Consider the following 10,944-nt stretch of genomic DNA (forward strand, 5'->3'; position numbering starts at 1 on the left):
CTGCCCCTGAAAGGGAGTGTTAAGCCCATGCCCAGCAAAACCTGCCGCCTATCGGCATCCCCCCAAAAACCTCCGGAGGATCGAAAGTACCATGGCCGACCAGAACACCCCTGACATTGTGTATACCAAGGTAGACGAAGCGCCCGAGCTGGCCTCGGCCTCGCTTCTCCCGATCATTCAGGCCTTCGCTTCGGCGGCGGGCGTGTCGGTCGGCACCAAGGACATTTCGCTCGCGGGCCGCATCCTTTCGACCTTCCCCGAGGCGCTGACCCCCGAGCAGCAGCAATCCGACGATCTGGCATGGCTGGGCGAATGGGTGAAGCAGCCCGAGGCGAACGTGATCAAGCTGCCGAACATCTCGGCCTCGGTGCCGCAGCTGGTCGCCGCGGTGAAAGAGCTTCAGTCGCAGGGTTATGCGCTGCCCGACTATCCTGAAACCCCCGCCAACGATGCGGAAAAGGCGGTGCGCGCCAAGTACGACACGCTCAAGGGCTCTGCGGTGAACCCGGTGCTGCGCGAGGGCAACTCGGATCGTCGCGCCGCCGCCGCGGTCAAGAGCTTTGCCCAGTCCAACCCGCACCGCATGGGCGAGTGGACCGCCGACAGCAAGACCCGCGTTGCAGCCATGGACGGCGGCGATTTCTTCTCGAACGAGGTTTCGGCGACGCTGAGCAAGGCTGGCACCGCCAAGATCGTGCTGGAAACGGCCTCGGGCGAGACCGTTCTGAAGGGTGCCGTCAGCTATCCCGAGGGCACCGTCGTTGACGCCACCTTCATGAGCGCCGCCAAGCTGTCCGCCTTTCTTGATGCCGAGATCGAAAAGACCAAGGCCGAAGGCGTGCTGTTCTCGCTGCACATGAAGGCCACGATGATGAAGGTCTCGGACCCGATCATCTTTGGCCACGCGGTCAAGGCATGGCTGAAGCCGGTGTTCGAGGCGCATGGCGACAAGCTCGCGGCGCTGGGTGTGAACCCGAATTCCGGCCTTGGCGATCTGCTGGCCCGCGTCAAGGATGACGCCGAGCTGATGGCCGCCATCGACGCCGTCACCGCTGCGCGCCCGCCGATGTACATGGTCAATTCCGACAAGGGCATCACCAACCTGCACGTGCCGTCGGATGTGATCATCGACGCCTCGATGCCGGCGCTGATCCGCGCGGGCGGCAAGGGCTGGGGTCCGGACAACAAGGAACATGATTGCGTCTGCGTCATTCCCGACAACAGCTATGCGCCGGTCTATGATGCGGCCATCGAATTCTTCAAGGCCAATGGCAAGCTGAACCCGGCCACCGCCGGCACCGTGCAGAACATCGGCCTGATGGCGCAGAAGGCCGAGGAATACGGCAGCCACCCCACCACCTTCGAGATCCCGCAGGCGGGCACCGTCAAGATGATCCTCGACGATGGCACCGTGCTGCACCAGCACAGCGTCGAAGCGGGTGACATCTGGCGCTCTGCCTCGGCGCGCAAGGCCCCGATCGAAGACTGGGTTGCGCTGGCGATCGACCGGCAAAAGGCCACCGGCTACCGCGCGATCTTCTGGCTGGACGCGAACCGCGCCCATGACGCCGAGCTGATCGCCTACGTCAAGGCGATCCTTGAAGCGCGCGGCGTTGCCGACAAGTTCGAGATCATGGCCCCGCGCGAAGCGACCATCGCCAGCCTCGAGACCATCACCAAGGGCGACAACACCATTGCCATCACCGGCAACGTGCTGCGCGATTACCTGACCGACCTGTTCCCGATCCTCGAACTGGCGACCAGCGCCAAGATGCTGTCGATCGTCAAGCTGATGAACGGCGGCGGGCTGTTCGAAACCGGCGCGGGCGGCTCTGCTCCCAAGCACGTGCAGCAGCTGATGGAAGAAAACCACCTGCGCTGGGATTCGCTGGGCGAGTTCTGCGCGCTGGGGGAATCCTTCCGTTTCCTCGCCGATCAGGCGGGCAACGAAAAGGCGCGGGTTCTGGGCGATGCGGTGGATACCGCGACGCAGGGCATTCTGGACAACGACCGGTCGCCCTCGCGCAAGGTTGGCGAGCCCGACAACCGCGCCAGCCACTACTGGTTCGCCCGCTACTGGGCCGAAGCGCTGGCCGGACAGTCCGTCGACACCGAGCTGGCGGCGCATTTCGCCCCCATCGCCAAGGCGCTGACCACCGGCGAGGCCGAGATCCTGGGTGAGCTGGCGGCGGTACAGGGCGCCCCGGCCGATCTGGGTGGGTACTATCACGGCGACGCGGCCAAGACCGCTGAGGTGATGCGCCCCTCGGCCACGCTGAACGCGATCTTCGCCTGAGACTGACCGATCAAGGCCCCCGCCCGGTGACGGGCGGGGGCTTTTTCATGCCTGCCGCCTCAGGCCTGCCGCGTCGCGATGAACACGACCGAGACATAGATCTGCACCGGCGCGTCATGCTGGTTGAAGGTGGTGCAGCGGATCCGCACGATGCCGCGCTCTGGCCGCGTGGCCGAGGCGCGGGCGGACAGGATCTCGATCTCGGCTCTCAACGTGTCGCCGGGAAAGACCGGCCGCGGCCAGCGCAACTCTTCCATGCCCGCCCCGACAGAGCCACCGGCAGGCTGGAACGCCCCGGTCACATATAGCCGCATGGTCATCGCCGCGGTGTGCCAGCCGCTGGCCGCCAGCCCGCCGAACAGGCTGTTGCGCCCGGCCTCGTCATCAAGGTGAAACGGCTGCGGATCGAACTCGGCAGCAAAGCGCAGCACATCGGCCCGCTCGACCAGCAGCGTGCCGGTGTGAAACACCTGCCCCGGTGTCAGGTCTTCTAGATAATGGCTGGTCATGCCAGGCTCCCCTCTGTTTGCCGCTCGCTAGCAGGCAACCGGTCGGAACGCCATGAGACTGCGCAAGGCTGCAGCTCGGTGCAGCTGACAAGAGCGATAATCTGAAACAGAGGGCGCCACGCCATGAGGCTTTAAGCTGCCAAGCGCTTGAAAATAAGTAGGAGAACCGACCGTAGCCGCCTGATTTCTGCCACGGATCAGTCCGGCAGCGTCCAGTTCCACGCCATCAGCTCGTCGAGCCGGTTCATCTTGTGATCACGGATGTGCTCGGGGATTTCGGCGAGCCACGCTTGCGGCTCGCGACCATTTATCTAGGCCGTCTTAATGAGCATCATCGCCGGGGCCAGCGTTTCGCCGCCGCTGTCGGAGCCCGCGAAGAGCCAGTCCTTCCGAGCGATGCCGACCGCAGATCTGCGAGCGCGTGAGCGCGCTCGTTGGGCAACCTGAGTGACTGACGCCCCACCGACACCCCCCTCCAGATAAGACAGGTGCCTTTATGCACGTGTTTTAGTGCGCCCTGCTTTCGTCAGGCAGGTGGGCTCAATCGGGCCGTCACCCTTCATTGAGACGTTCAATGGGCGCTTTCGGGCGGAATGCCTGCCCCGCCATTGGTTCATGAACCTTTAAGATGTCGCCGAAAAGCCGGAGGCTTGGGGTAGAGACGACAACGAAGAATGCCCGCACGAAGCCATCGGCAACAAGGTTTTGGCAGACCTGACGAAATCAACTCACGACACCAGCGCGCGAGCCTGATGCAAACGCGCAAACTCCAAGAGCGGCCGGGCGCGGGTGGGGTAGCACATCACTCAGCATCGCGCGGGCTCGGGGCAAACCGATGATTTGCCCTGAGCCTGCGCAGCCAATGACGCTTTGTGGAAGTCGAAAGCTTTTGACCCGGGACAAATCTTTGGTGTTCAGTTTGACGGCAAATCGCACTGCCGCGTCCGCGTCGGCAATCTGGCAGCGCCGTCCCAACCGAACAGGGGCGGCGCGACCCGGAGCTCTAGCGGAACCAGAGGATCATGGATGGCAGAAATGCGATAGCAAAGCAGATCAGGATCAGCGCCATGAAGGCCGGGAACGCGCGCGTTGCGATGCGGGTGAAAGGCTCTCCGCTAACCGCAGCGGCGGCAAACAGGTTGATGCCCACCGGCGGCGTGATGAAACCAACCGATAGCGTGGTCACCACAAAGACGCCGAAATGCACCGGATCAAAGCCAAGTTGCTGACCGATTGGAAACAGAATCGGCATGATCACGAGGATCGCCGCGATCGGTTCCAGCAAGCAGCCAATGACCAGCAACATCACCACGATGAGCGCGACCGAAACCCCAAAGCTGACGTCAAAAGCCGTGAACCCTTCGACAATCATGCCCGGTACACGCAGGACGGCGAGGACTTCGGCGAAGAGGATCGAGAAGGCGATGATCGGCGCCAGAATGCCCGTGGTCCGCGACGCGGTCAGGAAAATATCGCCCAGGTCGCGGAAGCGGACTTCGCGCACCAGTACCAGTTCCACCAAGAAGACATAGCCAACGGCCACGGCAGCCGCCTCTGTCGGGGTGAAGAGCCCACCATAGATGCCACCGAGGATGACCAGGGGTGCGCCAAAGCCATAGCGTGCCTGCCACAGGGCCTTCAGAGCGGCCTTGCCGGAAAAGGCGGTTTTCTCGCTCGCCCCCCATGTCCCGAACCGGCAGACAAGGTAGTTGGCGATGCACAGGCCAAGCGCGACCATGAAGCCGGGCACAATGCCTGCGACGAACAGATCCCCGACCGATGTGGCGGTGGCGATGCCGTAGATGATGAAAATCAGGCTCGGCGGCACGATGACGCCCAAGATACCTCCCGATGCGGCAAGGGAGGCGGCATAGCTGGGATCATAGCCCTTCTGCTTCAGGGCGGGGACCATGATCTTGCCGATCGTTGCGGTGTCGGCGGAACTTGACCCACTGGTGCCTGCAAAGAAGAAACACCCAAAGATCGTCGCCATGCCAAGCCCGCCACGCAGCCAGCCGACCAACGCCTCACCCAGACCGATCAGATCTCGGGCGATACGTCCCCGCGAAATCACCTCGCCTGCGAGGATGAACAAGGGCATGGCCAGCAAGGCCCAACTGTCCAGCGAGGCAAACAGCGTGGTGCCCAGACTGCTCAGCGAATAGGTGCCCGTCAGCACGATCAAGGACAACGACCCGACGGCGAGGACGACGAACAACGGCAAGCCGATCACCAGATGGACAACCATCAAGGTCACGACCAGAAACGCAATTTGAGAATTTTCCATGCTCACAGCTCTCCTTGGCTGGCGGGGTGCTCGAACTTTGCGGCAGGAAGATTCCACGCAAATCGACGGCTCAGCCGTTGCCCGATGCGGATAATCATTAGCCCCCAGCCGAGCGGCAGCGCGGCCTGCGCCCAAGACAGGTTCAGCGGCAGGGCGTGCATGCGGATGTTGGCCATCTGCTGGATTTGCATCAATTGGATCGAGTACCAGATCACCGTGATGGAAATCGCGACACAGAGCAGGTCGATATAGGTCTCTAGGACCTTGCGTGCTCTGGGGCCCAGACGGTTCGGGATCAGATCGATGCGGATATGTTCGTCATGTCGAAACGCTTCGGCCATGGCCACATAGGCAAAATAAACGAACGCATAGCGCGCGGTCATTTCACCCCATGTGGTCGAATGGGCGAAGAAATAGCGCATCGCAACTTCGCTCAGGATGATAAGAAAGAAATACGCATAGGCCGCGATGACGACATAGCGTACGAATGGCCCGTCAAGAAAACGGACCACCCGCGGGAGTACCGGAGAGGTTTGCATAAAGGGACCTGACATTCATAGGGAAGGATAAGGCTGGGCGCGGGAGTGTCTCCGCGCGCCCATTGGGGACTATCCTTGCAGGCCAACCACCGTGTCGAAGGCTTTGCGGCCAAAGGCGTCTTTCAGACCGTCGTATTCGCTGCGCTGATGGCCGATGCTCTCGACCCACTGGTCTTTTTGCCCGGCGGTCAGATGGTTGATTTCGATGCCGGTCTCTTGCCACAGCTGCAACATCTGGTCATTGGCCTTCTTCTGTTCAGCCTTCTGGAATGCATAGCTGTCGCGGCCCGCCTGCATGATCGCCTCTTGCACATTTGCGGGGAGTTTATCGAACCAGCGTTTGCTGAGCGTGGTGATGTGACAGTTGAAGTTCAGCTCATACAGCGTGGCGCTCGACAGGGTTTCGTGTATTTTTGAGGCGGTCAGTGGCCCCAGACCGACGCTCAGCGCGTCTGCCGCGCCCTGCTGCATCGCTTGATAGGCTTCGCCCCATGCAATCGACACCGGGCTGGCAGACGTCAGCTTGAACATGACGTCTTCGACCCGCGTGCCGTTGGTGCGTACTTTCAGACCGGCCAAGTCGTCGGGCGTGGTGACGACGCGGTCGACTTTCTTGGAGATCCCGAGCACCCGGAACCCCGCATTGGCCCACATCCCGGGGACGACCTGAAATCCATTGGACGCAGGTTTCGACAGGAAGTCAGAGTCGCGGAACCCATCTTGTTCGATTGTGCTTTCGAAGGCGTCGTTCGAGGCGAAGAGATACGGGAAATCGAGGATATTATAGACCTCGGAGTAGTTCACAAAGTTGCCCGTCGACAATTGGCACCCTTGGATCGCGCCGGTCAAAACCTTCTGCGGCAACACGTTTTGCCCGCCGAGGCTGCCGGCTTCGTGGATATCGACCTCCAGCTCGCCGTCAGAGTATTTCTCAGCCGCCGCTTTGAACTGCGACAGGCCGGTCACCATGTAATTGTCACTGGCCGCGCCGAAGGTGTGCCCGAACGTCATTCTGTGCTTGGCGCCTGCCGAGGCGGCGGTGATCAACGCCGGCGAGGCCAAGGTGACAGCCCCGAGGGCGGTTGCCGAACGTTGCAGAAACTTGCGGCGGGTTGTGTGAGAAGGATTCATGTCGGATCTCCGGACATAGATTTAGGGCGCTCCTCCGCAGGAGCTGGCGAATAGGCATGGGCGGGGAGGGGTTTCGGCGCGTTGGGATACTTCCGAAAAAATATCTGTGCCTATGAATTGGAAAGGGATGCCGTGCTGTCAGGCGTTTGATTTGTGAAATACGGCAAGACCCCGGTGCGGGGCTGACAGTTCAGATATTCGCAGCGAACGTTCTCATTCAGAACGTAAATCTCATGATACGTCAGAAGTTCGAGTTTTTCCTGATACTTCTTCCGTTCCGCCAAGGCGCGGGTGTAGATCGCCAGATGGGTTGGGTGGTCATGCGCCCATTTCTCAAGGTGCCGGTAGGTCAGGAAAATCCCCAGGGAATAGGCCTCTTTTTGTTCCGTTCCTTCGGCGCTCAGGCAGGTGACTTGCCGCAGACTGCAACATCCGGTTTCTTCCGGGTTTGCCCGCAAAAAGGCCATGCCAGCGTCAAGCTTGGGTTTGAGGTTGCTTTCAAAGCTTGCCAATTGCTCGTCGCCGCAATTGGCCCAGGTCACGCCCGAACGGATCACGCAAAGGCGGCTGGGAATGTCCGACACGATGATGCGTTTACCCAAGGTCTGGCGGTGTAGGTCGGCTTGCAGGTCGCTGTGAACATCGGGGGCAAAATCATCATGCGCAGACGCAGCGAAGCGGTCTCGCGCGGCGCCCCAGTAGCCACTTTCGTCCATCGGCTCGATTTTCGCCATCGGACAGGCGGAGAGACCGCGCAAGTATTCCTGAAACAGGTTTGTTTCGCGATACTCCGGCGCAACAGCGAAGGTTTCGATCCACAGACCCACCGACAGGCTGCTGGGGTCCAAGGCCGCCCACCATTGGTCGAACCGGGCAGACCATGCCGCAAACTGTGCCTCATCTTGCCAATAGCAAACGGCCATCGAGTTGGTGAAACCCTGATCATCAACACACATGGATATGTCGTGATGAAACGGGGCCCCGGTGTGGGAAATCATCTCGGCGAGATGGCTAAGGAAGGCGTCGGGCCCGGTATGGGCGCCGGGTGCTTCCTGATACCCCAGCACGGCCATGCGGAGAGACTCGACACTCTGGTCGACGCGGGAAGAGTACCGCTGAATGACAGCTTTGTGCCCTTCCGGCTTTTTCATCGGCAAGCTGCGAAGTCTGGACGTCTGCGTCACGAGGGTCTCCATCCGGGGCATCCCTAGAAATTCGTATTTCGGCCCTACGTAAGCCCTTTCGCTCCCTCAGGAAAAACATATAATAACTCTCAATCGTATAGGAAGATGTTATACTGAGGGTTGCCGAGGCCAAGATGGACGTCAATTTACGCGCTCTGCGCTACTTCGTCATGAGTGCCGAGACCGGCACAATCTCTGAAGCGGCGCGGCGTCTGAACATCTCGCAGCCCAGTGTGTCGGCGGCGATTCAGCAACTTGAAGACCTCTACAATGTTCAACTCTTTCTGCGGGTCCCAACAAAGGGCATCGAACTTACCGTTGAAGGGCTGGGGTTCCTAGAGCGCGCGCGGCTGCTGCTGTCGCAATCCGACCAGTTCCGCCATGATGTCGATGCGATCTCTCATACGCTGGGCGGTGAAATCACGGTCGCGTCTTTCGTCAACCTGACCCCGACCATCACCGCCGAGTTGGTCGGCGCCTTCCACGAAAAGCATCCAAACATTCAGGTCCGTATCCTCGACATGGACCAACACGATATCCTCAGCGGACTGGCCGCCGGCAAGGTCGAACTGGCGATCACCTTCGATCTCGCCTTGCAGAGCGGGTTCAGCGCGTCGGTCATGGCGACGCTGCCGCCCTATGCGGTTCTGCCGCCCGAGGACTCACTGGCTCAGGAAACCGCAGTGTCCCTGCATGATGTTGCGACACGTCCTTTCGTGTTGATGGATTTGCCGCACACCCGCGATTATTTTCATAGGTTGTTCGCCGATCAAAGGATCGTGCCGCGCATTGATTTCCGCTGTCATTCCGTAGAAGCCGTGCGCTCTTTCGTGGCCAGCGGGCTGGGGGTGTCGGTGCTGAACATTCGCCCCTCTAACCAGATGACCTATAGCGGGCGCCCCGTGGTCATGCGCCCGATTGCCGAGCCGCTGCGCCCGTTGAAGATCGTGCTGTTGCGCAACAATCGATTGCGAATGCGTCCGGCGCTAAGCCTGTTTGCGGATCTGGCCACAAGGCTGATCCCCGCATTGGTCGCCCCGCACCGAAAATAAGGACGGCTGCGGTGCCCGCGCCCCGGTCTTAGAACAAGAGTGGGGCAGAATGTTCATCAATGTCGGACAGGTTCAACTGCGATAGAACCTCGTGGGAACATTTCATAAAGGCCTTGATACGGTTCATATGTTGCAAATCCGGGTGGGTCAGCAGCCACAGGTCCAATGTCCACTGCGCCGGGTTCGACCGCAGGCAGATCAAGTCCGGGTGCGTGCGCGCCAGAAAATGCGGTAGAAACCCGATCCCCATCTGATTTTTGATTGCACTGAATTTGCCCAGCAGACTGTCATAGCGATGGGGCACCCGCGCGTTGGGAAACTCTCGCATGCGCCATGTGTTGGTCGTTACATGGGCGATGGACTGATCGTCCCCGACCCAAGCCAGCCGCTGTAAATCGCTGGTGTCTGCGTGCTGGGCCAAAAACGCAGCGTGCCCGTAGATACCGTATCTCAGTTCGGCGATTTTGGACCCGACAAGATTGTCAGGAGGAGCGTTGGCGGCCCGAAACGCCACGTCGGCATCGCGCTTGGTCAAAGACGCCATTTGCGGGGAGATCGCCACTTCGAACTCGATGCTGGGGTGTCGGTTGTGAAATTCCCGCAGCACCGGGTTCAGCAGGCTTTGCGCAATGAAATCCGACGTGGCCAATCGCACCGTGCCCGACAGCCGCAGATCCTGCCCGGCAAGACGGCGATAGGTGTCTTGCACGCTTTGATCAATCGACTGCGCCATGCGGGCCAGTTCGGCGCCGCTATCCGTTGGCTCGTAGCCTCGGGCACCACGATGGAACAGAACCACGCCCATCCGCGCCTCAAACAGGTTCAGCCGACGCAACACCGTGGCGTGATGCAAGCCAAGGATACGGGACGCGCCAGACAGGCCACGCCCCTGTGTGATGGCAAGGATCAGCCGGAGGTCTTCCCAGTTTTGGGTCTGTTCGGTCATCGGATCACCTGTTGAGCTGCGCACAGATGTGCCCGAAAATTTGAGAATGGTCTAACAGTATTGCGGAGCCCTAATTTGCGGCAACCGGATGCCCAACGCATCCATTGCCAAAGCAAAGGGAAAATGCCGATGACCATTCAACTCTATGACGTTCCGAAATCAGGCCATTGTCATCGCGTCCGCCTTGCGGCAAGCCTGATGGGCCTCGATGTGGATCTTGTGTCCGTGATGGATATGGATGGTCAGCGTCAGGGCGCCGCCTATCTCGCGATCAATCCATTGGGGCAGGTGCCGACATTGGTGGATGGCGATCTCACCGTGCGCGATTCCATTGCGATCCTTCAATATCTGGAACGGACTTACGCGCCGGATCAGGGGTGGATGCCTACAGACAGGCGCGAGCGTGCGCAGGTGGATGAATGGTTTGCCATTTCCGCTGGGGTGATGTTTCGCGGCCCGAATATGGCGCGCTTGATCAAACTGTTCAAAATGCCCGGCGACCACGATGCCGCCGTCGCGCAGAGCCAAAAGCTGTTCGACTTGATGGAAGCCCACCTGCAAGACCGGGCATGGTTGGTCGGCGCCCGCGCCACTTTGGCCGATATCGCCTGCTATGCCTACGTCGCTGTGGCCAACGAAGGGGCGCTTGATCTGACGCCGTATCCGAACATCGCCGCGTGGCTGGCTCGGGTGCAGGCGCTGGATGGGTTTGTCGATATTCCGCGGTCCTGAGCCAATGCGAGACGTGTGGCACGACGGAGAGCGCCGGATGCAGGCCGCATTCGGCGTCGAGGACCGGATGCGGGCGCGCGGGGCCGCTGTGCTGCGCGACGCGATGCCAGATCAGCACCGCGATTTCTTTGCGGGTCTGAATTTTGTGGTGCTGAGCGCCTTGGATAGGGCAGGGCATCCTTGGCCATTCCTGCGCAAGGGATCGGCGGGGTTCTTAACCTCTCCCAGCCCCACGACTCTGGCCATGACCGGCTTTGTTGCACAAATC

Annotated in this window: 10 protein-coding genes and 2 pseudogenes; 5 read left to right on the top strand and 7 right to left on the bottom strand. The window is 60.6% G+C overall.

The genetic code is table 11. The features are described from left to right. Positions 1-91 precede the first annotated feature (91 nt). A complete protein-coding gene (locus tag KO516_RS09780) occupies positions 92-2,296 on the top strand; it encodes an NADP-dependent isocitrate dehydrogenase (protein WP_216003603.1) in 2,205 nt (734 codons plus the stop codon). A gap of 59 nt (positions 2,297-2,355) precedes the next feature. Here KO516_RS09780 and KO516_RS09785 read toward each other — a convergent pair whose 3' ends face one another. Beyond that, positions 2,356-2,805: a MaoC family dehydratase gene (locus KO516_RS09785; RefSeq protein ID WP_216003604.1), complete on the bottom strand. Its 450-nt coding sequence runs from the start codon at positions 2,803-2,805 to the stop codon at positions 2,356-2,358. A 197-nt stretch (positions 2,806-3,002) separates the two neighbouring features. After that, entirely contained in the window at positions 3,003-3,116 is a 114-nt protein-coding gene (locus tag KO516_RS24625; protein ID WP_371742063.1) for a transposase domain-containing protein, read from the bottom strand. Positions 3,117-3,363: 247 nt separating this feature from the next. Between KO516_RS24625 and KO516_RS09790 the strand changes: the two are divergent. Beyond that, positions 3,364-3,558 (top strand): annotated as a pseudogene (locus KO516_RS09790) (integrase core domain-containing protein); the annotation flags it as partial. A gap of 250 nt (positions 3,559-3,808) precedes the next feature. Here the strand turns inward: KO516_RS09790 and KO516_RS09795 are convergent. From KO516_RS09795 to KO516_RS09805, 4 genes are all read right to left on the bottom strand, one after another. Then, positions 3,809-5,092 (bottom strand): TRAP transporter large permease, encoded by a 1,284-nt coding sequence (locus tag KO516_RS09795; RefSeq protein ID WP_371742064.1) that lies wholly within the window; start codon positions 5,090-5,092, stop codon positions 3,809-3,811. Between the two features lie 2 nt (positions 5,093-5,094). Next, a complete protein-coding gene (locus tag KO516_RS24175; protein WP_252737512.1) occupies positions 5,095-5,631 on the bottom strand; it encodes a TRAP transporter small permease in 537 nt (178 codons plus the stop codon). 69 nt (positions 5,632-5,700) lie between these two features. After that, on the bottom strand, positions 5,701-6,693 hold the full coding sequence (locus KO516_RS09800) for a TRAP transporter substrate-binding protein (protein ID WP_216003606.1): 993 nt from the start codon (positions 6,691-6,693) through the stop codon (positions 5,701-5,703). 179 nt (positions 6,694-6,872) lie between these two features. After that, on the bottom strand, positions 6,873-7,958 hold the full coding sequence (locus KO516_RS09805; protein ID WP_216003607.1) for a phenylacetaldoxime dehydratase family protein: 1,086 nt from the start codon (positions 7,956-7,958) through the stop codon (positions 6,873-6,875). 122 nt (positions 7,959-8,080) lie between these two features. Here KO516_RS09805 and KO516_RS09810 point away from each other — a divergent pair, with 122 nt between their 5' ends. Next, positions 8,081-8,998 carry a LysR family transcriptional regulator gene (locus KO516_RS09810; protein ID WP_216003608.1) on the top strand — a complete coding sequence of 306 codons (918 nt, stop codon included), beginning with the start codon at positions 8,081-8,083 and terminating at the stop codon, positions 8,996-8,998. Positions 8,999-9,026: 28 nt separating this feature from the next. On the opposite strand, the gene KO516_RS09815 is transcribed toward KO516_RS09810, so the two are convergent. After that, complete coding sequence (locus KO516_RS09815) at positions 9,027-9,944, bottom strand: LysR family transcriptional regulator (RefSeq protein ID WP_216003609.1); 918 nt, start codon at positions 9,942-9,944, stop codon at positions 9,027-9,029. Positions 9,945-10,073: 129 nt separating this feature from the next. Here KO516_RS09815 and KO516_RS09820 point away from each other — a divergent pair, with 129 nt between their 5' ends. Together KO516_RS09820 and KO516_RS09825 are read left to right on the top strand one after the other, a co-directional pair. Then, complete coding sequence (locus tag KO516_RS09820; protein WP_216003610.1) at positions 10,074-10,676, top strand: glutathione S-transferase family protein; 603 nt, start codon at positions 10,074-10,076, stop codon at positions 10,674-10,676. Positions 10,677-10,713: 37 nt separating this feature from the next. After that, positions 10,714-10,944 (top strand): annotated as a pseudogene (locus KO516_RS09825) (pyridoxamine 5'-phosphate oxidase); the annotation flags it as partial.

The organism is Citreicella sp. C3M06 (assembly GCF_018860705.1).
GTDB lineage: Bacteria > Pseudomonadota > Alphaproteobacteria > Rhodobacterales > Rhodobacteraceae > Salipiger.

What these genes read in the sequence shown, in the direction of transcription:
- KO516_RS24175 (WP_252737512.1), bottom strand. Translation starts at nt 5,631, where the DNA reads ATGCAAACCTCTCCGGTACTCCCGCGGGTGGTCCGTTTTCTTGACGGG.
- KO516_RS09780 (WP_216003603.1), top strand. Translation starts at nt 92, where the DNA reads ATGGCCGACCAGAACACCCCTGACATTGTGTATACCAAGGTAGACGAA.
- KO516_RS09795 (WP_371742064.1), bottom strand. Translation starts at nt 5,092, where the DNA reads ATGGAAAATTCTCAAATTGCGTTTCTGGTCGTGACCTTGATGGTTGTC.
- KO516_RS09805 (WP_216003607.1), bottom strand. Translation starts at nt 7,958, where the DNA reads ATGGAGACCCTCGTGACGCAGACGTCCAGACTTCGCAGCTTGCCGATG.
- KO516_RS09820 (WP_216003610.1), top strand. Translation starts at nt 10,074, where the DNA reads ATGACCATTCAACTCTATGACGTTCCGAAATCAGGCCATTGTCATCGC.
- KO516_RS09815 (WP_216003609.1), bottom strand. Translation starts at nt 9,944, where the DNA reads ATGACCGAACAGACCCAAAACTGGGAAGACCTCCGGCTGATCCTTGCC.
- KO516_RS09785 (WP_216003604.1), bottom strand. Translation starts at nt 2,805, where the DNA reads ATGACCAGCCATTATCTAGAAGACCTGACACCGGGGCAGGTGTTTCAC.
- KO516_RS09810 (WP_216003608.1), top strand. Translation starts at nt 8,081, where the DNA reads ATGGACGTCAATTTACGCGCTCTGCGCTACTTCGTCATGAGTGCCGAG.